The following is a 26,133-nucleotide window of genomic DNA, read 5'->3' on the forward strand; positions in this document are numbered from 1 at the left end:
TTCGTATGCCCCACGCTGGCAAAGGGCTGGCGGTCGGCCTGTTCGGCGGCTCGTTCAACCCGCCGCATGCCGGCCACGCGCTGGTCGCCGAGATTGCGCTGAGAAGGCTGGCCCTCGACCAGCTCTGGTGGATCGTGACGCCCGGCAATCCCCTGAAAAGCGCGCGCGAGCTGGCGCCGCTCGCCGAGCGCGTCGTACTGTCCGAAAAGATCGCCAGGAATCCGAAAATCAAGGTCACTGCCTTCGAGGCGGCGCAGCATGTCCGTTACACCGCCGACACGCTGGCGCTGGTCAAGGCGCGCAATCCGGGCGTCGACTTCGTCTGGATCATGGGCGCGGATTCGTTACGCGACTTCCATCGCTGGCAGCGCTGGCGCGAGATCGTGCTGACCTTCCCGATCGCGGTCATCGACCGGCCGGGCGCCACGCTCTCCTTCCTGTCCTCGGTCGTCGCCAAGACCTTCGACTACGCCCGCGTCGACGAAGGCGACGCGCCGCTGCTTGCCCGCATGCGGGCGCCTGCCTGGACCTTCATCCATGGCCCGCGCTCGTCGCTTTCCTCGACGGCGATCCGCAACGCTGCGAAGGGCTGAGGCCTTCCTTCTCCCACAAGGGCCCCGCGATGTCGCTTTTACGGCGGCCTTTTGCCGTCCGGTAAGCGATGCTGACAAGGCATGCTGGAGAAGAGCCGCACCAAGACCGATCCGGGCGCGCAATCGGCGCCACTGATTGCCATTGCCAGCGTCATCGTGTCGATGGCGCTGATCGCCATCGGCAATGGGCTGATGTTCGCGTTCATTCCCGTGCGGCTCGGCGCCGACGGTTTCGATCCGACCTGGGCCGGACTGATCGTCACCGGCCTTTCGGCCGGCGGGCTTGCCGGCTGCATCCTGACCGGACCGTTGGTGCGCCGGGTCGGCCATGCCCGGGCGTTCATGGTGCTTTCGGCGCTGATCGCCCTCTCCAACGTCGCGATCGGCGCCGGACCGATGCCGCTGCTGTGGATCGCAGCACGGGCGCTCTACGGCTTCGCCATATGCGGCCTCTTCATCGTCGCGCAGAGCTGGCTCAACGATGCGCTGCCGAACGCCATACGCGGCCGGGTGATGGCCGTGTTCTACGTCTCCTATATCGCCGGATTGGGCGTCGGTTATGCGACGCTCGCCGCGATCGACATCCAGACGGCGGCGGCGCCGCTGATCGGCATCGCCTTCACCGCGCTGTCCATCCTGCCGGTGGGCATGACGCGGCTTGCCCAGCCGCCTGCGCCGCAGGCCGCTTCGGTGGCGCTCGGCCAAGCGTGGCGGATCTCGCCAGTCGGCGTCGTTGGGATGCTGGCGGTGGGCGGCCTGTCGATGATCATTTCCGGTTTCGCGCCGATCCATGCCACCGCCAAGGGTTACAGCCAGGCAGATGTGGCGCTGCTCTTGTCGGCGATGCCGGTCGGCACGCTGATCCTGCAGATACCGCTCGGCTGGCTCTCGGACCGTACCGACCGGCGCTATGTGCTGGCGGGCGCGGCGGCGCTGGCGGTGGCGGCGAGCCTGTTCGCCATCGCCTTCGACGGCGGGGCTCTGATGGCGCTGGTGGTGATCTATCTGATCTGGGACGGCGCATCGGAATCGATCTATTCGCTGTCCAGCGCCCACGCCGCCGACCGCGCCAGGAAGGAAGAGCTGCTGGCGCTGTCGAGCTCGCTGCTCTTTGCCTGGTCGCTGTCCGGCTTCATCGTCCCCGGCATGGTGACGGCGCTTTCCGCCGTCTTCGGCACCGACACCTTCATCTATGTCGGCATCGTCATCGCTTCCGCGTTCTGCCTGTTCGTGCTGTGGCGGGTGTTTGCGGCGCGACCAATGCCCGCTGCCGCAACCGGCAGCTTCGCGCCGATGTCGGCGCAGACACCCTTGCCGGTGGAGCTTGCCTTCGCGCCGGAGGAGCCGACACAGCCGGCCAAGGACTGACGAGATTATTGCCTGCGGACTTCCGGGGACGGTACCTCGGGCGGCGGCAGGGGGATTGAAATGCCCTCGTTGTCGAAGGCCTGCTTGGCGCGCTTGGTCATGTCGATCTGGGTGGCGAAATAGTCGGCCGCCGAAGTCCAGTAGCGCAGGGTCAGTGCAACCGTGCTCTCGCCAAGCCCTGCGATGAAGGCGATCGGCGCCGGCTCGCGCCGGATGCGCTTCTCGGCACTGGCGATGGCAAGCAGCGTCTTCTGCCCGCGATCGATGTCGTTCCATGAACCGATGCTCAAGCTGATATCGGTGCGCCTGACGCCGTTGCGGGTGAAGTTGCGCACCGGCTGATTCCACAGCGTCTGGTTGGGCGCCAGGATGTAGATGCCTTCGACAGTGCGCAGCTTGGTCGCGAACAGGCCGATCTCCTCGATCGTGCCGGCGATCGCGCCGACCTCCACATATTCGCCGATGCGGAAGGGTCTCAGCGCAAGCAGCATGATGCCGGCGGCGATGTTCTGCAGCGTGCCTTGCAGTGCAAGGCCGATCGCCAGACCGGCAGCGCCGATGGCGGCGATGATCGAAGCCGTCTGCACGCCAAACTGGCCGAGCACCATGATAACGACCAGGATCAGGATGGCGTAGCGGACGACCTGGGAGAAGAAGTGGCGTAGCGTCTCGTCAAAGCCGTGAATATGACCGAGCCCGGCATAGATCGATCGCTCGGCAAGGCCGGCAACGAGGTAGCCGACAACCAGAAGGATCACGGCGCCGATTGCCGAGAAGGAATAGGAGACTATCAGCGAGCTGAGCTGCGCAAGCCCGGCCTGAATCGTGATGAGGGCGCTCTGCGGGTCGATTGGCATGGTTGGGAATCCCCTTGTCCGGTGTGCCGATAACCCGTGCGGCGCGCAGGGGTTCCGCTCTTTTCAGCTTCCGAGAGCCTGTCGCGACCGACAGACGGCTGGCCTGAGCGTGCGCCCGTCTTGAAACTGCAATGGAACTCTGCCTATCTAAGCAGGGTCACCTGATTTGCCGGGTGATTTGGTTGTTCTTATTGGGAAAGGAAACACACTGAGAACAGCACTGCGGAAGAAGGCCGATATCGTGCCTTCGCCGGCCGGGATCAGCGGAAGCGATGCTGCCTCCCTCGCCATCAAGACAGTCCTTGCCAGTCTGGAAGACTCCAAGGCCGAAAACATCGTCTCAATCGACATCCAGGGAAAATCGAGCCTCGGCGACTATATGGTCGTCGCATCGGGCCGATCGCACCGCCATGTCTCGGCTGTCGCCGATCATCTCCTCAAGGCGCTCAAGGATGCCGGTCTCGGCATGGCGCGCGTCGAAGGGCTGGCCAGCGCCGACTGGGTCCTGATCGATTCCGGCGACATCATCGTCCATGTCTTCCGTCCCGAAGTCCGCGAATTCTACAATCTCGAAAAGATGTGGCAGGCGCCGGATCTCGAGGAAGAGACCTTGCACTGAGCCATATCGCGTGCCGTGACCGTTCCGGTCCGGCGCCGATCGAGGCTCGCCGAGGCGAGGATGAAGATCACCGTTCATGCCGTGGGCCGGATGAAGACCGGCCCCGAGAGAGAACTGGCCGACCGCTATTTCGAGCGCTTCGCCAAGAGCGGGCACCCGGTCGGACTGGAATTTGCCGGCATTGTCGAGACCCCCGAGAGCCGCGGCCAGAGCGCCGACGAACGTCGCCGCGAGGAGAGCCAGAAGCTGCAGGGTCAACTGCAGCAAGGCACCGTGCTGTTCCTGCTCGACGAACGCGGCAAGGCGCTGTCATCGGAGGACCTGGCGGCACGCATCGGCCAGTTGCGCGACAGCGGCCGCAAGGCGCTGGTCATCGCGATCGGCGGCGCGGACGGCCATCACAAATCCTTGCGCGAAGAGGCCGATCTGGTGCTCTCGTTCGGAGCGCTGACCTGGCCGCATCAGCTGGTGCGCGTCATGCTCGGCGAACAGCTCTATCGCATCGCCACCATCCTGTCCGGGCATCCCTATCATCGCTCGTGAGTCATCGTTCGCGCTATGACCCCGAAAGCTGGGGATCACGTCCGCTTGCACGGATTTCCGCCTCAATGACCCGACATCACGGTTGTTGCGGGTGCTCCAACATGGTTGATGGTTCGTTAACGAAGCGGCGGATAGAGTCGAGGCCTGATGTCTGAAGGCTGGAATTCGAGAACGCGCGCCTGGCGCAGCCGCTGCGGCTTGACACTTGTCGCCGCGCTGATCGCGCTCGGGCCGGCCATGGCCGCGGAGAACACGCTCGATGTCGCGCCGGACCCCGACAAGAGCCGGGTCGAATACGAGCAGGTCTCCAAGGAAATCACCTTGTCCTCCGAGCGGCTGGCCAAGCTTGCCGCCGACGTCGCGACGGTCAAGAAAGACCATGCTTCGATCAGCGCGGCGCTGATCCAGTCGGCGATGACCGAGCAGAAGCTCGGCCAGGACATCGAGGACATCGGCGCCAAGCTGGAAGGGCTGAAGGCCGAGGAAGAAAAGCTGCACGCTTCGCTGGTGGCGCGGCGCGACGTGCTCGCCGAGGTGCTCGGCGCGCTGCAGCGCATGGGGCTCAATCCGCCGCCGGCGATCCTGGTCAAGCCTGAGGACGCGTTGTCCTCGGTGCGCAGCGCCATCCTGCTGGGCGCCGTGGTGCCGGAATTGCGCCAACAGACCGACAGGCTGCTCGCCGATCTCAAGGAACAGACCCGGGTGACGGCCTCGATCGAGGCCGAACGAGGGCGGCTTACCGCTGCCGTCACCGAGCAGACGGCGGAAAAGAAACGGCTGACCATGCTGCTCGAGGCCAAACAGAAGCTGCAGGCCGATACCGAAGCGGCCTTGGCAGCCGAGCGGCAGCGCTCGCAGCAGCTGGCGGACAAGGCCAGCAGCCTCAAGGACCTCATTGCCTCGCTCGAGGCCGACAAGGCGCGCAAGGCGGCCGAGCAGGCCAAGGCGGCCGATCGGAAATCGGCGGATGCCGATACGACGGCATCCACGGCCGAACCCGCCGCGCCGCCGGTGCCGGAGGGCAATCGTTTGACCGCTTCCGCCCCGTTCGCGGCGCTCCAGGGCCAGATCGCGCTGCCGGTCATCGGCAAGATCAAACGGCGCTTCGGGGCCGACGACGGCAATGGCGCAATGATGCAGGGAGACATGGTTGCGACACAATCGGGGGCCATCGTCACCGCGCCGGCGGATGGAAACGTGCTTTATGCGGGGCCGTTTCGCTCCTATGGTCAACTCTTGATCCTCAATGCGGGCGATGGGTATCATGTCGTCCTGGCGGGGATGAGCAGAATCAGCGTCGCGACCGGACAGTCGGTGCTCGCAGGAGAGCCGATCGGCGCGATGGGAGAGGCCCGGGTGGCAAGCACCTCGGCCTCGCAGAATGGAAATGCGACGCCGGAACTCTATGTTGAGTTCCGCAAGGATGGAAAACCCGTCGATCCGAACCCCTGGTGGGCGGACCGATTTTCTGGAAGGACGTGAAATGATGCGGAAATTGTCGCTTCTGTTTGCCGGCGCGCTGATGGGCGCATCGGCAATGAGCCTGGTCTACGGCGCACCCGGCTCGGCGGCGAATGCTGCGGGTTCGGAGACCTACAAGCAGCTGGCGATCTTCGGCGACATCTTCGAACGGGTGCGCGCGCAATATGTGACGCCCCCGGACGACAAGTCGCTGGTCGAGAACGCCATCAACGGCATGCTGGCTTCGCTCGACCCGCACTCCTCCTACATGAATGCCGAGCAGGCGCAGGATATGCGCGTACAGACCAAGGGCGAGTTCGGCGGCCTCGGCATCGAGGTCACCATGGAGAACGACCTGGTCAAGGTGATCACGCCGATCGACGACACGCCGGCCGCCAAGGCGGGCGTGCTTGCCGGCGACTATATCGCCAAGATCGACGGCGAGGAGGTGCGCGGGCTCACCCTCAACGACGCGGTCGAGAAGATGCGCGGCCCGGTCAACACGCCGATCAAGCTCACCATCCTGCGCCAGGGCGCCGACAAGCCGATCGAGCTGACGGTCGTGCGCGACATCATCAAGGTCAAGGCGGTGAAGTACCGGGTGGAGAACGACATCGGCTACATGAAGATCACCTCCTTCACCGAGAAGACCTATGACGATCTCGAGAACGCGATCGAGAACATCAAGAAGCAGGTGCCCAACGACAAGCTGAAGGGCTATGTGCTCGACCTGCGCCTCAATCCGGGCGGCCTGCTCGACCAGGCGGTGAGCGTGTCGGACGCCTTCCTCAAGCGCGGCGAGATCGTCTCGACCCGCGGCCGCGATCCGAAGGACGTCACCCGCTTCGACGCCAAGCCGAAGCAGAACGACGATATCGGCGGCAAGCCGCTGATCGTGCTGGTCAATGGCGGCTCGGCAAGCGCGTCCGAGATCGTCGCCGGCGCGCTGCAGGATCTGCGCCGCGCCACCGTTGTCGGCACGCAGTCCTTCGGCAAGGGCTCGGTGCAGACCATCATTCCGCTCGGCGAGAACGGCGCGCTCAGGCTCACCACGGCGCTCTATTACACGCCGTCGGGCAAGTCGATCCAGGGCAAGGGCATCACGCCCGACATCAAGGTCGAGCAGCCGCTGCCGGCGGACCTGCAGGGCAGGGACCTGACCCGCGGCGAATCGGACCTCAAGGGCCACATCAAGGGCGCCGACGAGAGCTCGACCGGCTCGGGCTCGGCCGCCTATGTGCCGCCGGAGCCGAAGGACGACCTGCAGCTGATCTATGCCGAACAGCTGCTGCGCGGCCAAAAGACCGATCCGGCCTTCCCGCCGAACCCGGACAAGGCCGTGCTGAACCAGTAAAGACGTGGACGGCCGGGGCAGATCGCTCTGGCCGGCCGACCGAAGCGATGCAATGCTGCCGGGACCGCGAGGTTCCGGCAGTTTGATTCGGGGACAGGTTGGTTCGGCAACGGCGCGCTGCAGCGCCTAAGGTTTTGAATTTGCGCGTGAGCGCTGACGGTTCGATCAGCTGCGCTGATCCGATCAGCCGCGTCACGGGCCTGGGGATGCGGCTTGGCTGACATCGGCAAGGACATCGAACGCTCGCTCGGACAGACGCTCCGGCCTCAGCGCCCTGCCTCGCGCAACCTCGGCGCCGGCACGCTTGGCGCGGCGGTCGCCATCCTCGCCGTGGTCGGCATTTCCGGTGCGATCGCGTTGCGTGAAAAACCTTTCCGCAAGCCGCAAGAGACGGCGGTTTCGACGCCGAAGGTAGTCGTGGCGCCAAGCCCCGCGCCGGCACCGGCGCCGACGCCGGCACCGGCCGAGGTGGCGGCGACGAAGCCCAATGCGAGCACGCCGATGAAGAGCGGCGGTCCGCAAATCATCCATGTCCAGTCTGAAGAGGGCGATGGCCCGCCGAAGGCCGGTATCGTCATCCGCGATCCCTCGACGCTAGGCCAGAATCTCAAGGTCGCGCATATTCCCGACAGGGCGCTGATCGAGGCGAGCGACAGCGGTCCGCTGCCGGTGCGCTCCGCCGATGGCCGACGACCGTTCGACGTCTATGCGCGGCCCTGGTCCGGGGCGCGCGGCGCACGCGTGGCTATCGTCATCGGCGGGCTAGCCGTCTCCCAGACCGGCACGCAGGCTGCGATCGCCAAACTGCCGGCCGAGGTGACGCTGGCTTTCGCCCCGCAGGGCAACAGCATCGACCGCTGGATGAAGGCGGCACGCCAGAGCGGACATGAGATCGTCATGCAGATACCGCTCGAGCCGTTCGACTATCCGAGCGTCAATCCGGGGCGCAACACGCTGACGGTCGCTGCGAGTCCTGACGAGAACCTGAAGAGCCTGCGCTGGGCGCTGTCGAGGACGACCAACTATACCGGCGTCATGAACTATATGGGCGCGCGCTTCTCGGCCGATGCAAACGCGATGGGACCGTTCATGGCCGAGCTCGGCAAGCGCGGCCTTGCCTATGTCGACGACGGCTCGTCCGCGCGGAGCCTGGCGCCCGACCTCGCGCTGAAGGATGGCGTCCCCTTCGTCGCCGGCGACATGGCGATCGACACGGTGCAGGACCGCGGCGAAATCCTCAAGAAGCTGGACAGCCTCGAGGCAACGGCGCGCGCCAAGGGCAGCGCCGTCGGCATCGGCTCGGCCTTCGACATCACCGTCGACACGGTGACGTCCTGGGTGGCGGAAGCAAAGAAGCGAGGCATCGAGATCGTGCCGATTTCGGCGGTGGCGATCGATCCGCAAAAAGGCTAACGCAGACAAATCGGCTTTTGACGATTCAGCGATGGCGAGAGAAGAGGTTTCTCTGGGCTTCGTTGAGCGCACTATCCCAATCGACCTCGCGCTTAGATCGCGGGATTTGTCGACGTTCATTATTGTAGAACAGCGTCCCATGGATTCCGAGCGCATCGCGCTTAAGGATAGGACGGTTCCAAAGCTGGGCCAGCACGCGGCCAGCCTCCTCGTCGCCTAGCCGTTCGAAAAGGTCTTCCGCCAATTCCATATCTTGTCCGTCGGGGAAGATGGCGGCGAACTCCTCCTCTGTCGCCTGGAATATGCTGAAGGTAGCGTTCAGAGCGCCGTCGATGATTTGGATGTTTCTCATAGGATGCATTTTGACATTCGACCGCAATGACGGCAACGGAACGCGGGAGCGAATTCTCAACACGCTGGAACCTCTGACTGATGCCCAAGAAAATGATCGATCCAGAAACGCTGCCCTATCGCCCTTGCGTCGGGCTGATGATCCTCAACCCGGCCGGGCTGGTCTGGGTCGGGCATCGCATCGCCGAGCCCGATAGCGAATTCTCCGGCACCACGAAACTCTGGCAGATGCCGCAGGGCGGCATCGACGAGGGCGAGGAGCCGCTCCCGGCGGCGGAGCGGGAGCTTTACGAGGAGACCGGCATGCGCAGTGTGTCGCTGCTTGCCGAAGCGCCGCACTGGATCAACTACGACCTGCCGCCGCATCTGGTCGGCGTCGCCTTCAAGGGGCGCTATCGCGGCCAAACACAGAAATGGTTCGCCTATCGCTTCGAGGGCGATGAGCGAGAGATTGAGATCAATCCGCCGCCGGGCGGCCACAAGGCAGAGTTCGATCAATGGGCGTGGCGGCCGATGCGGGAGCTGCCCGACCTGATCGTGCCGTTCAAGCGTCAGGTCTACGAGCAGGTGGTGGCCGCGTTCCAGCATCTCGCCGGCTAGAGACAGACCGAACTTGCCACGTTGCCGTCCCGGCATCGGCGTCCTAATGATTGCTTTGATGTAACGAGGGGGTCGCCATGAATGACGACACCGGACGCGGGCACGGTTTTCAGGCTCCTGGCGGCGCCTACGATGCGACGGTCAGCGAAGTGGCGGCCGGCGCGATCCTGACCATCGATCTTGGCGCCATCCGCGAGAATTATCGGCGGCTGAAGGCGCGATTGCGGGACGTGCGCTGCGCCGGCGTGCTCAAGGCCGACGGCTATGGCCTGGGCGCGGCGCAGGTGGCATCGGCGCTGATGAAGGAAGGCTGCGAGATCTTCTTCGTCGCGCTGCTCGGCGAGGGCATCGCGCTGCGCAAGGCGCTTGGAGCTGGACATGACATCTTTGTCCTCAACGGCCTGCCGCCGGGCTCCGAGCCGGAAGGGCTCGCGGCGGGGCTTCATCCTGTCATCAACAGCACCGCTCAGTTGAGAGCGTGGCGTGAAGCGGCGCTTGCCGCCGGTCGAAAGCTGCCGGCCGCTGTTCAGGTCGACAGCGGCATGTCACGGCTCGGCATGTCGCCGGCTGACGTCGAGGCGCTCGCGGCGGGTGCTTTCGACGGCCTCGACATCCGCTTGGTGATGAGCCATCTCGCCTGCGCCGACGAGCCATTCAACCCCGCCAACGAAGCGCAGCGACTGGCGTTCGAGCGGCTGCGCGGGATGCTGCCCAAGGCGCCGGCGTCGCTCGCCAATTCGTCCGGTATCTTTCTCGGATCGGCTTGCCACTACGATCTCGCGCGGCCGGGCGCCGCGCTCTACGGCATCAACCCAACGCCGGGCGAGGCCAACCCGATGCTGCCGGTGGTGCGGCTGCAGGCGAAGGTGGCGCAGACGCGCAGTGTCGAGGACGGCGCCGGCATCGGCTACGGCCACACCCGTCATGCGCGCGGACCGCTCAGGCTGGCGACAATCTCGCTCGGCTATGGCGATGGCTGGCACCGGCGCGCGACCTCGGCCGCCTGGTTCGAGGGCGTGCGGCTGCCTTTCGTCGGGCGGGTATCGATGGATTCCATCATCCTCGACATTTCAGCACTTGAGGCTGGCCGGCTTGGCGAGGGCGACCTCGTCGAGCTCATCGGCCCGTCGCAAAGCCTCGACGATGCGGCCGCGCATGCCGGCACCATCGGTTACGAGGTGCTGACAAGCCTGGGTGCGCGCTTTCACCGCCGCTACATCGGAGGGTGAAAGGGGCGGCTTGCTTGACAAGCCAGCGCATCTCGGCAAGGGTCGAGGCATGAGCAACCTCGCCCATAGCAGAACCTTTTTCAGGGTTTGCCCTATCGCGGGAGCGTAGCCCCGGCGCGGTCGTGTTGGCGACCGCCGAGCCGGGGCATTTGAATTCCTGACATCGTCATCGAGCCAGCCAGCCTTTCGCGGCTGCCGGCTCTTGTTCACCGCCTTTGAGCGGGCGGCAGCGCGCGTCGGTCCGTTGATGCGCCAATCCAGGAGGTTTGCCATGAATGCAACAATCCAATCGCGTTCCCGAAACACGATCCTCGTCAGCGACGCGGATCACGACCGGCTGAGCAGCCTTGCCAGAGCCTTTCTCGAGCGGACGCCCGAGATGGCCGAGGGCCTGCTCGCCGAGATGGACCGCGCGCGGATCGCCGCCGAAGCGGCGATGCCAGCGGATGTCGTGCGGATGGGCACGACGGTGACGCTTCACGACGGGGAAGGAAGCGTTCAGCGCGTCACGCTGGTCTATCCCGCCGAGGCCGACATCGCCGACAAACGCATCTCGGTGCTGACGCCGCTCGGAACGGCGCTTATCGGCGCGCGTGCCGGCCGGACAGTCTCCTGGCGAAGCCGCGACGGCCGAGTGCTTTCGGCGACCATCCACGCGGTCGAGCAATCCGCGTCGCGGAGAGCGCCATGACCAGGACCATCTATCGTCTCACAACGAAGGATCTCGCGATTCTCGAAGCGATGCTGATACGACGGCGCGGCTTTGCCGACGCGATCGTGCCGATGCTCGAACGCAAGCTCGCCGAGAGCAGCATCGTCCCGGTCGGCATGCTCGAGCCCGACGTCGCCACGCTGAATAGCCGGGTAGTCTTCCGGGTCGACGAGGGAGCTCCGGAGACGCGGACGTTGATGCTGGGCGACGCCTTCGCTCCTGTCGGATCCGGCCTGCCGGTCGGCACCTGGCGCGGCCTCTGCCTGCTCGGCATGAGAGCAGGCCAGTCGGTCTTGGCCAAGCGCCCCGACGGCAGCGGCGAGCGCATCCTTCTCGAGGACGTGGCCTACCAGCCCGACGCCGCGCGTCAGGCCACTCCGACTGCCGGACAGCGACCCCGCGGCCCCAGGCTGGTGTACAGCGCCACAGCGGACCGTTGGCCCCTTGGCGGGGCCGGCAAAATCCGGCAGACAGAAGGCGACGATCCGGGCCCTTCGGCGGCATGATCGGTTTGAGGGAGCATAGAATGAAAGTCCTGGTGCTGGGCGGCGGTGTGATCGGGATCACCACCGCCTACTTCCTTGCCGAGGCCGGCCATGAAGTCACGGTGATCGACCGGCAGCAGGGCCCGGCGCTGGAGACCAGCTTCGCCAATGCCGGCGAAGTGTCGCCGGGCTACGCCTCGCCATGGGCCGGGCCCGGCATCCCCATGAAAGCCGTCAAATGGCTGTTGATGAAATACGGACCGCTGGTGGTGCGACCGGCCTTCGATCCGCATATGTGGACATGGCTCTTGAAGATGCTGCGCAACTGCACGGCCGAGCGCTATGCGCTCAACAAGTCGCGCATGGTGCCCTTGGCCGAGTACAGCCGCGACACGCTGAAGGCGCTGCGCGCTACGATCGGCATCAGCTATGACGAGCGAGCCAAGGGCACGCTGCAGCTGTTCCGCAGGCAGAAGCAGCTCGACGGCACCGGCGGCGACGTCGAGGTGCTGAAGAAATACGGCGTTCCCTATGAGCTCCTCGACCGGGACGGCTGCATCGCGGCCGAGCCGGCGCTGGCCGGCGTGCGGGAAAAATTCGTCGGCGGGCTGAGGCTGCCCGGCGACGAGACCGGCGACTGCAAGATGTTCACCGACAAGCTGGCCGAGCTTTGCGTGGCGCGCGGCGTCAAGTTCGAATACGGCACGAGCATCCGGCGCGTCGTCAGGAACCGCAACCGCGTCGTCCAGGTCGGCACCGACAAGGGCTGGCGGACGGCGGACGCCTATGTGATGGCGCTGGGCAGCTATTCGGCTCCCTTCATGCGCAAGATGAAGCGGCCGATCCCCGTCTATCCGGTCAAGGGCTATTCCATCACGGTGCCGATCACGGACCCGGCGGCGGCGCCGGTATCGACCATCATGGACGAGACCTACAAGGTGGCGATCACAAGGCTCGGCGACCGCATCCGCGTCGGCGGCACCGCGGAGATTTCGGGCTTCGACCTTCGTCTGCATGAATCGCGCCGCCGCACGCTCGAGCACTCCGTCGGCGACCTGTTTCCGGCCGGCGGCGACCTCAAGGCGGCGAGTTTCTGGTGCGGCTTGCGGCCGATGACGCCGGACGGGCCGCCGCTGGTCGGGCGCAGCGAATTGTCCAACCTCTATCTCAACACCGGCCACGGCACGCTGGGCTGGACCATGGCCTGCGGCTCGGCGAAAGTGCTTGCCGACATCGTCTCCAACCGGGTGCCGGAGATCAACGCGCTCGACCTCAGCCCGGACCGCTACATCAAGGCTTGATTTAGAAGGCCTGTTTCACCCACCCATTGCTGAACAGCAGCCGGTAAGCCCAGCCGATGGTGACATTGGCGGCGACCGGCTGCGAATGGGCGAGATAGTCGTCATAGACCGCCTTCATGCGGCGGTAGAAGGCCGGATCGAGCACCATCATGCCGTTTTCCGAGTCGTGGAAGAAACTGCGATTGTTGAGGTTGACCGAGGAGATCGTCACCAGGCGTTGATCGATCATCATGATCTTGGAATGCAGCACCACGTCGGGCGCCTTGAATTCGCGGATGTTGATGCGGTCGCCATATTTCTCGACGAACAGCTTGTTGAGCGCGGTGAGGAAGCGGCCGCCTATGTCGCCCTTGAGATCGATGCGGCCGACGACGTCGATCCTGACGCCGCGAGCCAGCGCCCGATCGAACGCCCTCGCGAGACTGGGCGTCAGGTTGAGATAGGGATTGACGATCTCGATGCGGTGCTCGGCGGTGTCGATCAGTTCGACGAAGTAGTTTTCCAGTGCATGCCCGTCCTCGTAGGGCACGGAAATGAAGTGCCGCGCCACGCCTTGCGGGTGACCGCCGGAACGAACCGGAATGGAAAACGGCCGCGACAGGTTGGTGTCGGCATCGCGCAGCCAGACGGTCGAGAAATGCGCGGCCAGCGTTTCGACCGCCGCCTGGTCGGCGATCTCGATGTCGAAGTCGCTCCAGTTGGAATAGTAGTTGAGCGAGAAGCCGTCGGTCTTGCCGTATTGCTGCAGCTGAGGGTAGCGCGACAGGTCGACCGGCTTATGAAACAGGAAGCCGTCATGGATGTTGCGGCCGCCGATGATGACGCGCGAGCGGCCGGGCTCCTCGGCCAGGGTCGCCAGCATCTTGATGTGATGGGTCTTGTGCAGCTGTGAGAGCTGCTCGTCGATCGGCGCGCCGTGATCGGCCTGCCAGCGATATTCCTGCAATTGGACATTGGGAAACTCCGCCGCCAGCCGATGCAGCAGGGCGTCGTCCTTGTCGCGCTCCAGCACGTCGGTGACCAGGATGCGTACCTTGGTCCCGAGCGCCGCGTGGTGGCGGATCAGCCGCTCCATGATGCGGCCGGAGAAGTCCGCCTTGAATTCCAGCGACGACAGGTAGATCAGCTTGAGTCTCGGCGCGTCGGAGAAATCGAGCGGCAGTTCGGGATCGGCCTTGTCGAAGGCGTTGTCGGCCAGCGTCTTGCCGAGCAGCGCCTCGACCTTGGCGTTGAAGCCGTCGCGCGATTTGCGCAGCAGGGTCGGCGACCCGAGCGGCAGCGCGCAGGTCTGCGACAGCCAGCGGCCGGCATAGAAGGCGCGGTCGAGCGCTTCGAGCCCGGCCGGATCGGGCACCGGGCAGCGATCGTAGCGGCTGTCGAGCGCTGCGATCCATGGGTCGGCAGCCTCCTCGCGCAGGATGGTCAGCTTCGCCCCGGCCGACGCGAGGCTGGAGCTGACGGTGAGGTCGCAGCGGGTGAGCGTTCCGCTCGGAAACAGGCTGTCGGATGTCTCGGCCGGCAGACTGAGATGAAACGCAGCACCTTTGGCAATTGTGCGCGACCGGCCTGAGACGCGCATCGCCAGCGGTCCGTCGCAGCTGCCGCCGATCACGACCGGCTGCCGGCCGGCCTGGCGGAGCACGATCTCGACCGAGCGCGCCTGCAAACCGGAGAAGCTGAAGGTCTTCGGCGCGGACGGCCTGGCGGCGGCGTCGAGATAGAGCGTCTGGCGCGACATGCGCCACCGTCCGGTGAAATGGCCCTCGCCCGGCTTGGCCCGGCCCGGTGGCATCACCGTGCTGTCGAGCGGCTTCGCCAGCTGTTGCAGCGCTCGGTAGGTCGCCCGGAAACGATCGTTATGGACGTCGCGCCAGTCGCGGCCGAAGCGGCCGGTGCCGTTGGTGCGGTCGAGCGCATCGATACGGTTTTGCGCAAGCAACGCCTCGAACCGCCTGTCATAGGCGGCATTGCCATTGTCGGCGAAGTAGCGGGCGGTGGCGACTTCGGCGCCGCTTCGATCCGCCGAGATGGGCGGACGCGCGCAGGCCTCGTCTGCCGGAAAGAAGGCGCAGGCGGAACGGCCCGGCATGCCGGCGCAACCGGCGAGCGCGGTCAGCGCCAGGCCAAGCAGCAGCCCTGTCAGGACGGCCCCTGGTCTCACCCGGTCGCCCCGTTCATGGCCCTGAGCTGGGTGGGGTCGCGCGGCGGCATGAAGCCCTGCGGAAAGACCATGCAAACCGGAAGCGCAAAGGTGGCTATCAAGAGCTCGGCCCCGCCGCGCATCTTCCTTGGCGCCGTCTTGTCGTCGCGGATCGTCCTTGCCGAAGCGATCAGCGCGCCGTCGCAATCGCAATGGTTGTGGCGTGCAATGTAGCAGGCGTCGTGGATCCGGCAGGCGGCATCGAGCCGGTCGACCGGTGTGGCCGAGAGATCGCCGGTACGGGTTCCGGGACCGCAATAATTGCCGAAGACGAAAGGCGAGGGGCGGGCCATCGCATAGCGGATCGGCTTCGGCAGTTCCGCTTCGGGAACCCTGGCCCACGGATTGGCGCAGCCGGAGAGGCAAAGCAGCGGCAGGATGGCAAGAGTGGCTCGCATGTCTGCGACGGCTTTCCGAGATTCCCCCTCGCCTGGCATGGCATGGCGAAGCGCTGGTGCCACACTGGCCGACTTTGTGGCAAGCGCAAGGCGGCATGGCGCGCCGGTTGTGCTATCGTCGGCTATGGCGGGGGACGTTTCGATGCGCCCATTTCTTTCGATTGCAGCGGCCGGATATCTGGTCTGCGCCTCGGCCGCGCTTGCCGCGGATAAAACCGTCCACGACGAGGAGCATGGCTTCTCACTGACCTATCCCGAGGAGTGGACGAGCGAAAGCACGTCCAGCGATTCCATACGGCTCAAGGTCAAATCCGGCGAGAAAGGCCTGACCTGCAGGGTGTCGGAGAATCCCTACGATCCGACCGCTCCGGACAATCCGCCCGATTTCAGAACCTTCATCGAGAAGGACTGGTCAGTGGGAAGTTGGCAGGAAATGGTCGGCTCCGCCTTCGGTTCGGCGAGTTTCAGCAACGACAGGCTGGCGCGATTCCCGGACGGCTATCCCCTGCGGATGACCGACATGGATTTCCACCTCGGCGACGGCGATGTCAGCTTCTACGGCCACGCCAGGATCGCGATTTCGATACGCGACGGCCATTATGGCTTCGTCACCTGCGGGTCATGGGCAACAGCGCCGAGGAAGCCGGCCGGATGTGGGCGCCGTTCGCCGGTGAGGCCGACAAGGTTGTGAATTCTTTCGTCCTCGATGCGCCTTGAAGGCGGTTCAAAGCGCGTCGCCCTTTTTGGGCGGCATCAGACGAACAACCCTTTTTCCCGCTCGACGGCCCTGGTGATGAAATTGGCGACGAGCTGGACCCGGCGCAGCGGCCTTACCGATTCGTGATAGACCAGCCAATAGGCGCGGCGGATGGGCGCGACGATGTCGACCGGCACCAGCTCCGGCATCGAGCGGGCGACGAAGGTGTGGAGGATGCCGATGCCGGCGCCCGAGCGGACCGCCTCCGCCTGGCCAAGTGCTGACGAGATGGCGAAGCTGGTGCGCCAGTCCGGGCTGAACTCCGCGGCGTAGTCGAGCGAAGGGCTGACAATGAGGTCGGGTACGTAGCCGATCAGCGAGTGCCGGCCGAGATCGGCCGCTGTTTTCGGCAGGCCGTTGGCTTCCGCATAGGCGCGGGAGGCGAACAGGCCGAGCGTATAGTCGACCAGCTTTCCCGCCACCAATCGGCCCTCGGTGGGCCGCTCGACGGTAATCGCAATGTCGGCCTCGCGCCGTGACAGCGAGAAGGAGCGCGGCACAGGCACGAGCTGGATGGTGAGCTCGCGATGAAGCGCCGTCAGCTCGCCCAAACGCTTGGCGAGGAACGCGACACCAAAACCGTCGGGAGCACCGATGCGCACCGTGCCGGAGACGTCGTCGCCTTCGCCTGCAATGGTCGAACGGGCGGCGATCATGTCGCTCTCCATGCGCTCGGCGATGTCGAGGAAGCGCTCGCCGGCCGGCGTCAGCTCGCTGCCGGTGGTCAAGCGGCGGAAGAGTTTCGTCCGCAGCGCTTCCTCGAGCGCCGCGAGGCGGCGCGACACGGTGGCGTGGTTGAGTTCCAGACGTTTTGCCGCGCCGAGGATCTGTCCGGCGCGCGCCACGGCGAGGAAGATGCGGACATCATCCCAGTTCATGAGGGTGGTCCACGCTGTGATTATCAACGTTGCGTTCCTTCGCGCCCCCCTCTGTCCTGCCGGACATCTCCCCCACTTGGGGGGAGATTGCGCTCTCATATTTGCTTTCGCCAATCTTCAATGCTGAAAAGAAAGACCCGGCGGCGAAACCGCTGATCTCTCCCCTTGTGGGGGAGATGTCCGGCAGGACAGAGGGGGGCGCGAAGGAACTCAACCTAGATGATCCTGACGACAGGGTGCCATTTGCGGCAATTAATGCACGGCTTCCCGCTGTTGTCTATTTTACGCACAACGGTTGCGTTTTGGCTCGCGTTGCCATCGCCGCCGCAAAGGGGGACAATGCCTCATCACCAAACAGGGAGAGAAACCATGATCGAATACGGTCATTTCATCGGCGGCAAGCGTGTCGCCGGAACCAGCGGCCGCAAGCAGGACGTGATGCAGCCGATGGACGGCTCGGTGCGCGCCACGGTGGCGCTGGCCTCGGCGCAGGAGCTGCGCGCCGCGGTCGAGAACGCCAAGGCCGCGCAGATCAAGTGGGGCGCCACCAACCCGCAGCGCCGCGTGCGCGTGCTGATGAAGTTTCTCGAACTGGTCCAGCGCGACTATGACGAGCTAGCCGATATCCTGGCGCGCGAGCATGGCAAGACCATTGCCGACGCGCGCGGCGACATCCAGCGTGGCCTCGAAGTGGTCGAGGTCTGCATCGGCGCGCCGCATATGATGAAGGGCGAGTTCACCGACGGTGCCGGTCCGGGCATCGACACCTATTCGATGCGCCAGCCGCTCGGCGTCGTCGCCGGCATCACGCCGTTCAATTTCCCGGCAATGATCCCGCTGTGGAAGATCGCGCCGGCAATCGCCTGCGGCAACGCTTTCATCCTGAAGCCTTCGGAGCGCGACCCGGGCGTGCCGATCCGCATCGCCGAGCTGTTCATCGAGGCCGGCCTGCCGGAAGGCGTCTTGAACGTGGTCAACGGCGACAAGGAAGTGGTCGACGCCATCCTCGACGATCCGGACATCAAGGCCGTCGGCTTCGTCGGCTCGACGCCAATCGCTCAGTACATCTACGCGCGCGGCTGCGCGGCGGGCAAGCGCGTGCAGTGCTTCGGCGGCGCCAAGAACCACATGATCATCATGCCCGACGCCGACATGGATCAGACGGTCGACGCGCTGGTCGGCGCCGGCTACGGCTCGGCCGGTGAGCGCTGCATGGCGATCTCGGTGGCCGTGCCGGTCGGCAACGACACCGCGAACCGGCTGATGGAAAAGCTGGTGCCGCGAGTTGAAAGCCTGAAGGTCGGTCCGTCGACCGACTCCTCGGCCGATTTCGGCCCGCTGGTGACGCGCCAAGCGCTGGAGCGCGTGAAGGGCTATGTCGACATCGGCGTCAACGAAGGCGCCAAGCTGGTCGTCGACGGCCGCGGCTTCAAGATGCAGGGCTACGAGAACGGCTACTACATGGGCGGCTGCCTGTTCGACGACGTGACGCCGGAGATGCGCATCTACAAGGAAGAAATTTTCGGGCCGGTGCTTTCGGTGGTGCGCGCGCCGACCTATGAGAACGCCATCAAGCTCGCCAACGATCACGAGATGGGCAATGGCGTCGCCATCTTCACCCGCGACGGCGACGCCGCGCGTGACTTTGCTTCCAGGGTCCAGGTCGGCATGGTCGGCATCAACGTGCCGATCCCGGTGCCGATCGCCTATTACACCTTCGGCGGCTGGAAGGCATCGTCCTTCGGCGACCTCAACCAGCACGGCCCGGACGCGTTCCGCTTCTACACCAAGACCAAGACGGTCACCTCGCGCTGGCCGTCCGGCATCAAGGACGGCGCCGAGTTCGTCATCCCGACGATGAACTGACCGGACGGTTTTTCGGTCGCGCGTCCTCGCCGCGTTGCGGCTGCGGGCGCGCGGCGGGCATCAAGGACGGCGCCGAGTTCGTCATCCCGGCGATGAACTGATCGGACGGTCCTTCGAGAGCCATCAGTGGGAAAGCGCGGTGCAAACCGCGTTTTCTTTTTGTTTGTCCTTCACCTCATCGACATTGGGCAAGCTTGTCGTCTCGCCTGCCCTCGCTTGCAACTCCAGATGAATGATTTGCGACGAGACACGTCAAGGGAGCATCCGCACATCCTAATAATTCAGTCGCCGTGTGATGGAACCAACAGGCCGCTATCCGCCTTAGGCTGTATTCCTGCCATGCGTGCAGGCCAATCAAACAGCGCCGGTGGCAGCCGGGGTTCTCGTCTGGCGCGAGGAGGTGTCGGATGACCCGATTTCTTATGGCGACGATGTGCCTTGCGGCGGCAGCGCTGTCCGCCGGCCAGGCCAGTGCGGCAGCACAATGCGCACCACGCGCCGACATCATCAAGGCGCTCGGCGACAAGTTCCACGAAAGCGAGGCAGGGCGCGGGCTGATCAATCCCAACGTCGTGCTCGAGATATTTGTCTCCGACCAAGGCAGTTGGACCGTTCTTGCCTCCGACACCAAGGGGCAGAGCTGCATCCTGTCCGTTGGCGAAGGCTGGGACAGCCCGACGATCACGGCAGCCTTGCCAGGGGCCTAACCCTCACTGGCGCCACGGCTTATGCAACGAAAGCCGCCCCGGCGCCCGCGTTAACGCCCGCTTGTCGACCGGGCGCAGCTTCACCATATCGAATGCAGGGAGTGACAAATCTCCCTGCGACAGACCGGAAGCCAGAAGGAGTGACGTGATGGCGCCGTCGAGTCCGGCCTGGAGCGTTCCGGCATACTGAGGCGGCCGAATATGCCTCCTTTTGCCGGAATGCCACGGCGAAGGAGGTGCCCATGGCACGCAAATTTTCGTTCCGAGTGCTCAAGCTGGCGGTCGCCGGCGCCATGATGGCTTTGCCGGCAGTCCCCGTGCAGGCGCAAGTCCTCTGCGGCGGCCATGACGATCTGGTCGCGGGGCTGGCAGAGGTATTCGAGGAGAAGCGGCTGGGCTATGGCGTGGGCGGAGATGTCGCCATCTTCGAGGTGTTTGTGTCGGCAAGCGGAACCTGGACCATCCTGATGACCGACGTTAAGGGCCAGAGCTGCATCCTGGCGGCCGGCGAGGGATGGGAAGACACGCTGGCCACCGCGGTCGGGCACCCGGGCGGGTGAAGCGCGTTACCGGGACGGTTCAGCGAAAGCGGAACGGCTGCGGTCAGCGCGTCGCGGCCGCCTCGGCGTGGCCGCGCAGCAGCGCCATCAATTTTTTGGCGTCCTTGGCGGCGGCTTCCTCGTCGCCGTCGAGGATCGAGCGGATCAGCGCGACGTGGTGCTCGGCCGATTCGGCGAGCCCGGTATCCGCCTTGTAGCGGAACCAGAAACGCCGGCTGTGCGTCTGCAAGGGCGCCGCCACGCGCGCCGCGAATGGATTGTCGGCGGCGATCGCCAGCGCCTCGTCGAGTTGCTTGTCGGCCTGAACGAAGGAAAGCACGTTGCCGGAGATCACTGCCTTCTGCATGGCAAGGGCCGCCTCGTGAAACAGGTCGGCCGCCTCGCGGGTGACGAAGCGAGCGGCCGAGCGGGCAAGCACCACCTCGACGCCGCGCCTGGCATCGATGACGCGCAGCCAGTCGCCGGGGTGGAGCGGCGCGACCGCGATGCCGGCGCGTGGTCTGACGTCGAGCAAGCCTTCCCAGGCCAGCCTCTGGATCGCCTCGCGCACCGGGGTACGGCCGAAGCCGAGCCGCTCGATCAGCGCACCTTCGGTGACGAAGCTTGAAGGCGCCAGTTCGAGGGTCACGATCATGTGCTCCAGCACACGATAGGCCTTGGTCGCAACCGGCTCAAAGGCCGCGCTCGTGTCGTTGGATATCAATGCGGATATCAAAGGGCAGCTCCTGATATATTTTTCATATATCATAGCGGATTCAGCATTGACAGCCCGTGTGTTAATAAATATACCGCTGATATATCAGACGGAGAGATAGCCATGTGGGCCGGAGTTTTCCCTGCAGTCACGACCAAATTCACCACCGACGATCGCCTCGACCATGCCGAGATGGAGCGTTGTTTTTCCCTGCAGATGGAGGCCGGCTGCGACGGCATCATCGTCTGTGGCTCGCTCGGCGAAGGGCCTATGCTGTCGCATGACGAGAAGATCGAAGTGCTGAAAACGGCGCAGAAGATCGCCGGGACAAAGCCGGTGCTTCTGACCGTCAACGAACCCGGCACCCGCGAGGCGGCAAGCATCGCACGCCGCGCCGCCAAGGAAGGCGCCAACGGCCTGATGGTGGTGCCGAGCCCGATCTACCACACCAATCCTGAAGAGACGGTCGCCGCACTTCGCGCCGTCACGGAGGCCGGCGACCTGCCGGTTATGATCTACTCCAACCGGCTCGCCTATCGCGTCGACGTCACTGTCGACCTGATGGGGGAGCTGGCGTCCGACAAACGCTTCGTCGCGATCAAGGAATCGTCGGACGACATCCGCCGCTCGACCGAAATCATCAATCGCCTCGGTGACCGCTACGACCTCTTCACCGGCGTCGATAACCTCGCCTTCGAGGCGCTGTCGGTCGGCGCCATCGGCTGGGTGGCGGGGCTTGTCACCGCCTTTCCGCGAGAGACCGTCGCCATCTACCAGTTGATGAGAAAAGGTCGCCGCGAGGAGGCGCTGAAGATCTACCGCTGGTTCCGGCCGTTGCTCGACCTCGATGTCTCGACCTACCTGGTCCAAAACATCAAGCTTGCCGAAGTGCTGGCGATCGGTACCAATGACCGCGTTCGCATGCCGCGTCAGCCGCTGTCGGGCGAGCGCCGCAAGGCGGTGGAAAAGATCGTCGGGGATGCGCTGGCCGCGCGGCCGGAACTGCCGGCGTTCTGATAGCTTTCTCCTCCCCGTTCACGGGGAGCAGATGGCGGCAGCCAGATGAGGGGCAGCGCCAGCGTGCAAGAAAATGCCAAGCCGACCGAACAGGGGCCCCGTCCTTCATCCGTCCTTCGGGCGCCTTTTCCCCGTGAACGGGGAGAAGGGGAAGATATCGCCATCATCGGCGGCGGCATCATCGGCATTTGCGCCGCCACCTTGCTCGCCGAGGCGGGACGCAGCGTCACCATTTTCGATCGCACCGGCATTTGCGAGGAGACGAGCTCCGGCAACGCCGCTGCCTTCGCCTTCTCCGACGTGCTGCCGCTGGCGCATAAGGGCATGATCAGGCAGTTGCCGAGATGGCTTGCCGATCCGCTGGGGCCGCTCGCCATTCCACCGGCCTATCTGCCTAAACTTCTTCCTTGGCTTTTCCGCTTCTGGCGCGCGGGCGCCGCCAGGCATTTCGAGGCGAGCCTCGCGGCGCAGGCCGGCATGATGAAGCTCGCCGAAGCCGAATGGATGGGCTTGCTCGATCGCTCCGGGACGCGGCCGATGCTGCGTGAGGACGGCTCGCTCGAACTTTACGAAAGCGAGGCCGAGTTCCGCGCCTCGCTATCCGGCTGGAGCGCGCGCGAACGCTTCGGCATAGGCTTCCGCCATGTCGAGGCTGCGGAGATGGCGAGGCTGCAGCCGGGTCTTTCGCCGCGCTTCGTCAAGGGCACCTTCGTGCCGGGCTGGAAGACGGTCGCCGATCCGAAACTGCTCGGCAAGGCGCTCTGGGCCTATGCGGAGCGGCTCGGCGCCCGCTTCGAGCATACGCGCATCGAACGTATCGGAACCGGAACAGACGGAGCCATGCTCATGCTTACCGACGGCACGGCCCGGAAGGCGAAGCAGCTCGTGATCGCCGCCGGCGCCTGGTCGCATCTGCTGGCCAAAGATCTCGGCGACCGCATTCCGCTGGAGACCGAGCGCGGCTACAACACCACGCTGCCGGTATCGGCCTTCGACGTGAAGCGGCAGCTGATCTTTTCCGGGCACGGTTTCGTCATCACGCCGCTGGAAACGGGCTTGCGCGTCGGCGGCGCCGTCGAGCTCGGCGGCATCGAACGACCGCCTAATTTCGCGCGCTCGAAGGCGATGCTGGAAAAAGCCAAGCGTTTCCTGCCCGGGCTCGATCCGTCGGGCGGCCGCGAATGGATGGGCTTCCGGCCGTCGCTGCCGGATTCGCTGCCGGTCATCGGCCGGGCGCGGGCGGCGAACGTCGTCTACGCTTTCGGCCACGGGCATCTCGGCCTGACCCAGGCGGCCGCGACCGGCCGTTTGATCCGAGATCTTGTTCTCGGGCAGGCGCCGCCGCTCGATCTCACCCCGTTCCGCCCGCAACGGTTCTGACAAGTCGCCGGAATTCTGATATTTCAGGGAGCCATCATGGCCAAGAAATCCTTCTTCTGCATCGACGGCCACACTTGCGGCAATCCGGTGAGGCTGGTCGCCGGCGGCGGCCCGCTGCTTGAAGGCGCGACGATGATGGAACGGCGGGCGCATTTCCTCGCCGAATATGATTGGATCCGTACCGGACTGATGTTCGAGCCGCGCGGTCATGACGTGATGTCGGGCTCGATCCTCTATCCGCCGACGCGCGAGGACTGCGACATCGCGATCCTCTTCATCGAGACCTCTGGCTGCCTGCCGATGTGCGGCCACGGCACGATCGGCACCGTGACGATGGCGATCGAGCACGGGCTGGTGAAGCCGAAGACGCCGGGCGTGCTCAGACTCGACACGCCGGCCGGCCTGGTCGTCGCCGAATACAAGCAGGTCGGCGAATATGTCGAGGAGGTGCGCATCACCAACGTGCCGTCCTTCCTCTACGCCGAAAGGCTGTCGGTGGAGTGCCCGGTGCTTGGCGAGATCAGCGTCGACGTCGCCTATGGCGGCAACTTCTATGCCATCGTCGAGCCGCAGGAGAACTACCGCGACATGGCCGACCATTCGGCCGCCGACCTCATCGCCTGGAGCCCGGTGGTGCGCCAGCGCCTGAACGAGAAATACTCGTTCGTCCACCCGGAGAACCCGGGCATCAACCGGCTGTCGCACATGCTGTGGACCGGCAAGCCCAGGGATGCCGAGGCCGATGCGCGCAATGCCGTGTTCTATGGCGACAAGGCGATCGACCGCTCGCCTTGCGGCACCGGCACCTCGGCGCGCATGGCGCAGCTCCATGCCAAGGGCAGGCTCAAGGTTGGCGACAGTTTTGTCCATGAGTCGATCATCGGCTCACTGTTCAAGGGCAAGGTCGAAAAGGAGGTGAGCGTGGCCGGCAAGCCAGCCATCGTCCCCTCGATCGGCGGCTGGGCGCGCATGACCGGGCTGAACACCATCTTCATCGACGACCGCGATCCGTTCGCGCACGGGTTCATCGTCACCTGATCGCTCCCGGCCGAGGCGTCAGGCCGCTTCGTCGTTCGTCGAAACCTGACTCCGGAACCAATCGGCAAAGGTGATTTCGGCGGCGGAGGGCTGCGCCGACATGGTGAGGTAGTAGCCCTTGTCCTTGTCGGTCGCGATGTCGGAGACGACGACGAGGTCGCCGCGTCGCAACTCCTCGCGGAAAACCTCGATCGGGCAAAGCGCGACGCCGTGGCCGGCGATGACGGCGGTCGCCAGTATGTTGAAATCGGCAAAGACAGGGCCGTTGCCGACATCGGCTCCGGCCATGCCGGCTTGCGAGAACCACTCGCGCCAGCCCTGCCGTGTCTCGTCATGCAAAAGGTCCGCCGCGGCAATGTCCGTCGGCGTGCCGAGCCGGCCCTTGCGGGCCAGGTAATGCGGGCTGCAGGCGGGCTGGCTGACACGGGAAAAGAGCTTCAGGCTGGTGGCCCTCGGAGACGGATCCGCGCCGAGCGTGATCAGGATGTCGTTGTCGTCGTCCTCGAGCCGGTCTTCGGCTTTCGCATAGGCGACGCGGATCGCAATCTCAGGGTGACGGGCAGTGAAGTCCGGCAGGCGCGGGACCAGCCAGCGGCTGGCAATGGATGGAATGCAGCCCACCGAGATCGATGCCAGAACTGCGTTCCTGCGGATACGCCGGCAGGCGGCGGTGAGGTCGGAGAGCGCTGCGTTCGCCGAGGCCTGGAGAGCCAGCCCGGCGTCGGTCAGGCGAACCTTGCGGGCATCCCTGTGGAACAAGGGCACACCGAGCCACTCTTCCAGTCGCCTGATCTGATGGCTGATCGCTGGATGGGTGACGTGCAGCTCCTCGCCGGCGGCTGAGAAGCTGAGATGGCGCGCGGCGGCTTCGAAGGCGCGAATGGCGTTCAGCGGCAGATAATCCATCTGTAAATTTTTTTAATGCGTCGAGCGAAAATCGGTCATTTGAACTTCCCGACCACTTACGACATTCCTTGACTTGGTTTCGGGAATCTAACGCGTCGAACCCGCAAAAACTAGGATCAATCTGAGAGCATTGTCGCTTTCGCTGTAACTCACAGGAAGAGATGCCATGTTCACCAGGCAATTGGCTGCTGTAGAAAAAACTGACTTCTTCGTCGATTGGGGCAACGGCACGAGCCACCGGCTGCTCACCCAGAGGGACGGCATGGGGTTCACAGTCTGTCATACGGTCGTGCGTGCCGGCAGCGAGTCGCGGCTTCAGTACCGCCGGCACCTGGAGGCCTGCTACTGCATTTCCGGCAGCGGCGAAGTCGAGGACATGACGGGCGCGGTCCATCGCATCGAACCCGGCACGATCTACGTTCTCGATGCGCATGACGATCACTACCTGCGCGCCGATGCGGCCGGCGACATGGTGCTGGTCAGCGTCTTCAATCCGCCGCTCCACGGTACAGAACGGCATACCCTCAGCGGGGAAGGAGGCTCTGCTTACTGAAACTGCGGGCTGGGAGAGATGCTTCGTTGGCGAGGCGGAGTTCGCGACGTCGCCTCGCTGTCACATGACCATCATATTGGGCAGAATCCTGACCTGACGGAATACGCGGAACCGGAAAATCGAGCGCTGCCGTTGACGCAAGGAATCTTCTCATCAATTTATTTTGACGGCGATTTGTTCGAAATGACGCGCATGATACGGCTGAATCGTCAAAGACATTGCGTTGTGCCAATGATAGGGTCCGCGATAGTCCAGGGGCCGGGTGCGAAACAGCGGGGCAATCGGGCAGCGTG

The 26,133-nt window shown here is 64.9% G+C and carries 27 protein-coding genes; 20 read left to right on the forward strand and 7 right to left on the reverse strand.

The genetic code is table 11. From position 1 onward, the window contains the following. The first annotated feature begins 5 nt into the window (after window positions 1-5). Together CK220_RS01750 and CK220_RS01755 are read left to right on the forward strand one after the other, a co-directional pair. Window positions 6-593, forward strand: a complete 588-nt coding sequence (locus CK220_RS01750) for a nicotinate-nucleotide adenylyltransferase (RefSeq protein WP_095809899.1) — start codon at window positions 6-8, stop codon at window positions 591-593. An 81-nt stretch (window positions 594-674) separates the two neighbouring features. Next, complete coding sequence (locus CK220_RS01755) at window positions 675-1,961, forward strand: MFS transporter (protein WP_095809900.1); 1,287 nt, start codon at window positions 675-677, stop codon at window positions 1,959-1,961. Window positions 1,962-1,966: 5 nt separating this feature from the next. On the opposite strand, the gene CK220_RS01760 is transcribed toward CK220_RS01755, so the two are convergent. Continuing rightward, window positions 1,967-2,818 (reverse strand): mechanosensitive ion channel domain-containing protein, encoded by an 852-nt coding sequence (locus tag CK220_RS01760; protein ID WP_095809901.1) that lies wholly within the window; start codon window positions 2,816-2,818, stop codon window positions 1,967-1,969. A 241-nt stretch (window positions 2,819-3,059) separates the two neighbouring features. Between CK220_RS01760 and rsfS the strand changes: the two genes are divergently transcribed. The 5 genes from rsfS (at window position 3,060) to CK220_RS01785 (ending at window position 8,208) form a co-directional block, all read left to right on the forward strand. After that, window positions 3,060-3,437, forward strand: a complete 378-nt coding sequence (gene rsfS, locus CK220_RS01765) for a ribosome silencing factor (RefSeq protein ID WP_059189846.1) — start codon at window positions 3,060-3,062, stop codon at window positions 3,435-3,437. A gap of 60 nt (window positions 3,438-3,497) precedes the next feature. After that, window positions 3,498-3,980: a 23S rRNA (pseudouridine(1915)-N(3))-methyltransferase RlmH gene (gene rlmH / locus CK220_RS01770; protein ID WP_095809902.1), complete on the forward strand. Its 483-nt coding sequence runs from the start codon at window positions 3,498-3,500 to the stop codon at window positions 3,978-3,980. A 147-nt stretch (window positions 3,981-4,127) separates the two neighbouring features. Continuing rightward, on the forward strand, window positions 4,128-5,462 hold the full coding sequence (locus tag CK220_RS01775) for a murein hydrolase activator EnvC (protein WP_095809903.1): 1,335 nt from the start codon (window positions 4,128-4,130) through the stop codon (window positions 5,460-5,462). 1 nt (window position 5,463) lies between these two features. Next, window positions 5,464-6,795, forward strand: a complete 1,332-nt coding sequence (locus tag CK220_RS01780; protein WP_176478963.1) for a S41 family peptidase — start codon at window positions 5,464-5,466, stop codon at window positions 6,793-6,795. Between the two features lie 213 nt (window positions 6,796-7,008). Further along, entirely contained in the window at window positions 7,009-8,208 is a 1,200-nt protein-coding gene (locus CK220_RS01785) for a divergent polysaccharide deacetylase family protein (RefSeq protein WP_095809904.1), read from the forward strand. A 25-nt stretch (window positions 8,209-8,233) separates the two neighbouring features. On the opposite strand, the gene CK220_RS01790 is transcribed toward CK220_RS01785, so the two are convergent. Further along, on the reverse strand, window positions 8,234-8,569 hold the full coding sequence (locus CK220_RS01790; protein ID WP_245428912.1) for a hypothetical protein: 336 nt from the start codon (window positions 8,567-8,569) through the stop codon (window positions 8,234-8,236). 71 nt (window positions 8,570-8,640) lie between these two features. Between CK220_RS01790 and CK220_RS01795 the strand changes: the two genes are divergently transcribed. The 5 genes from CK220_RS01795 to CK220_RS01815 all read left to right on the forward strand — a co-directional run bounded on the left by CK220_RS01795 (window position 8,641) and on the right by CK220_RS01815 (window position 12,886). Beyond that, window positions 8,641-9,159 carry an RNA pyrophosphohydrolase gene (locus tag CK220_RS01795; protein WP_095809906.1) on the forward strand — a complete coding sequence of 173 codons (519 nt, stop codon included), beginning with the start codon at window positions 8,641-8,643 and terminating at the stop codon, window positions 9,157-9,159. Between the two features lie 77 nt (window positions 9,160-9,236). Then, a complete protein-coding gene (gene alr, locus CK220_RS01800) occupies window positions 9,237-10,388 on the forward strand; it encodes an alanine racemase (protein ID WP_095809907.1) in 1,152 nt (383 codons plus the stop codon). 271 nt (window positions 10,389-10,659) lie between these two features. After that, window positions 10,660-11,079 (forward strand): nucleoside diphosphate kinase regulator, encoded by a 420-nt coding sequence (gene rnk, locus CK220_RS01805; RefSeq protein WP_095810253.1) that lies wholly within the window; start codon window positions 10,660-10,662, stop codon window positions 11,077-11,079. Further along, window positions 11,076-11,606, forward strand: a complete 531-nt coding sequence (locus CK220_RS01810; protein WP_095809908.1) for a nucleoside-diphosphate kinase — start codon at window positions 11,076-11,078, stop codon at window positions 11,604-11,606. The genes rnk and CK220_RS01810 overlap by 4 nt, the downstream gene beginning before the upstream one ends. 20 nt (window positions 11,607-11,626) lie before the next feature. Further along, window positions 11,627-12,886, forward strand: a complete 1,260-nt coding sequence (locus CK220_RS01815) for a D-amino acid dehydrogenase (protein WP_095809909.1) — start codon at window positions 11,627-11,629, stop codon at window positions 12,884-12,886. 1 nt (window position 12,887) lies between these two features. Here CK220_RS01815 and CK220_RS01820 read toward each other — a convergent pair whose 3' ends face one another. Together CK220_RS01820 and CK220_RS01825 are read right to left on the reverse strand one after the other, a co-directional pair. Next, a complete protein-coding gene (locus tag CK220_RS01820) occupies window positions 12,888-14,975 on the reverse strand; it encodes a phosphatidylserine/phosphatidylglycerophosphate/cardiolipin synthase family protein (protein ID WP_095810254.1) in 2,088 nt (695 codons plus the stop codon). Window positions 14,976-15,043: 68 nt separating this feature from the next. After that, complete coding sequence (locus tag CK220_RS01825; RefSeq protein ID WP_095809910.1) at window positions 15,044-15,484, reverse strand: hypothetical protein; 441 nt, start codon at window positions 15,482-15,484, stop codon at window positions 15,044-15,046. 142 nt (window positions 15,485-15,626) lie between these two features. On the opposite strand from CK220_RS01825, the gene CK220_RS01830 reads away from it, so the two are divergent. Beyond that, on the forward strand, window positions 15,627-16,175 hold the full coding sequence (locus CK220_RS01830; protein ID WP_245428915.1) for a hypothetical protein: 549 nt from the start codon (window positions 15,627-15,629) through the stop codon (window positions 16,173-16,175). A gap of 62 nt (window positions 16,176-16,237) precedes the next feature. On the opposite strand, the gene CK220_RS01835 is transcribed toward CK220_RS01830, so the two are convergent. Further along, entirely contained in the window at window positions 16,238-17,119 is an 882-nt protein-coding gene (locus CK220_RS01835) for a LysR family transcriptional regulator (protein WP_095809911.1), read from the reverse strand. A 369-nt stretch (window positions 17,120-17,488) separates the two neighbouring features. Here CK220_RS01835 and CK220_RS01845 point away from each other — a divergent pair, with 369 nt between their 5' ends. The 3 genes from CK220_RS01845 to CK220_RS01855 all read left to right on the forward strand — a co-directional run bounded on the left by CK220_RS01845 (window position 17,489) and on the right by CK220_RS01855 (window position 20,252). Continuing rightward, on the forward strand, window positions 17,489-18,985 hold the full coding sequence (locus CK220_RS01845; protein ID WP_095809912.1) for a CoA-acylating methylmalonate-semialdehyde dehydrogenase: 1,497 nt from the start codon (window positions 17,489-17,491) through the stop codon (window positions 18,983-18,985). Window positions 18,986-19,392: 407 nt separating this feature from the next. Beyond that, complete coding sequence (locus tag CK220_RS01850; protein WP_095809913.1) at window positions 19,393-19,692, forward strand: hypothetical protein; 300 nt, start codon at window positions 19,393-19,395, stop codon at window positions 19,690-19,692. 242 nt (window positions 19,693-19,934) lie between these two features. Next, on the forward strand, window positions 19,935-20,252 hold the full coding sequence (locus tag CK220_RS01855) for a hypothetical protein (RefSeq protein WP_176478964.1): 318 nt from the start codon (window positions 19,935-19,937) through the stop codon (window positions 20,250-20,252). A 43-nt stretch (window positions 20,253-20,295) separates the two neighbouring features. On the opposite strand, the gene CK220_RS01860 is transcribed toward CK220_RS01855, so the two are convergent. After that, a complete protein-coding gene (locus CK220_RS01860; RefSeq protein ID WP_095810256.1) occupies window positions 20,296-20,955 on the reverse strand; it encodes a GntR family transcriptional regulator in 660 nt (219 codons plus the stop codon). A gap of 114 nt (window positions 20,956-21,069) precedes the next feature. Here CK220_RS01860 and CK220_RS01865 point away from each other — a divergent pair, with 114 nt between their 5' ends. The 3 genes from CK220_RS01865 to CK220_RS01875 are packed head-to-tail and all read left to right on the forward strand — an operon-like array spanning window position 21,070 to window position 24,381. Beyond that, window positions 21,070-21,963: a dihydrodipicolinate synthase family protein gene (locus CK220_RS01865; protein ID WP_095809914.1), complete on the forward strand. Its 894-nt coding sequence runs from the start codon at window positions 21,070-21,072 to the stop codon at window positions 21,961-21,963. Window positions 21,964-22,008: 45 nt separating this feature from the next. Further along, a complete protein-coding gene (locus CK220_RS01870; RefSeq protein ID WP_095809915.1) occupies window positions 22,009-23,343 on the forward strand; it encodes an FAD-dependent oxidoreductase in 1,335 nt (444 codons plus the stop codon). Window positions 23,344-23,379: 36 nt separating this feature from the next. Next, window positions 23,380-24,381, forward strand: coding sequence for a 4-hydroxyproline epimerase (locus CK220_RS01875; RefSeq protein WP_095809916.1), 1,002 nt, complete (start codon window positions 23,380-23,382; stop codon window positions 24,379-24,381). An 18-nt stretch (window positions 24,382-24,399) separates the two neighbouring features. On the opposite strand, the gene CK220_RS01880 is transcribed toward CK220_RS01875, so the two are convergent. Then, window positions 24,400-25,287, reverse strand: coding sequence for a LysR substrate-binding domain-containing protein (locus CK220_RS01880; RefSeq protein ID WP_095809917.1), 888 nt, complete (start codon window positions 25,285-25,287; stop codon window positions 24,400-24,402). A 166-nt stretch (window positions 25,288-25,453) separates the two neighbouring features. Here CK220_RS01880 and CK220_RS01885 point away from each other — a divergent pair, with 166 nt between their 5' ends. After that, complete coding sequence (locus tag CK220_RS01885) at window positions 25,454-25,840, forward strand: ectoine synthase (RefSeq protein WP_095809918.1); 387 nt, start codon at window positions 25,454-25,456, stop codon at window positions 25,838-25,840. The last annotated feature ends 293 nt before the right edge of the window (window positions 25,841-26,133 follow it).

Origin of the sequence: Mesorhizobium sp. WSM3860, from assembly GCF_002294995.1 — a bacterium.
Lineage (GTDB): Bacteria > Pseudomonadota > Alphaproteobacteria > Rhizobiales > Rhizobiaceae > Mesorhizobium.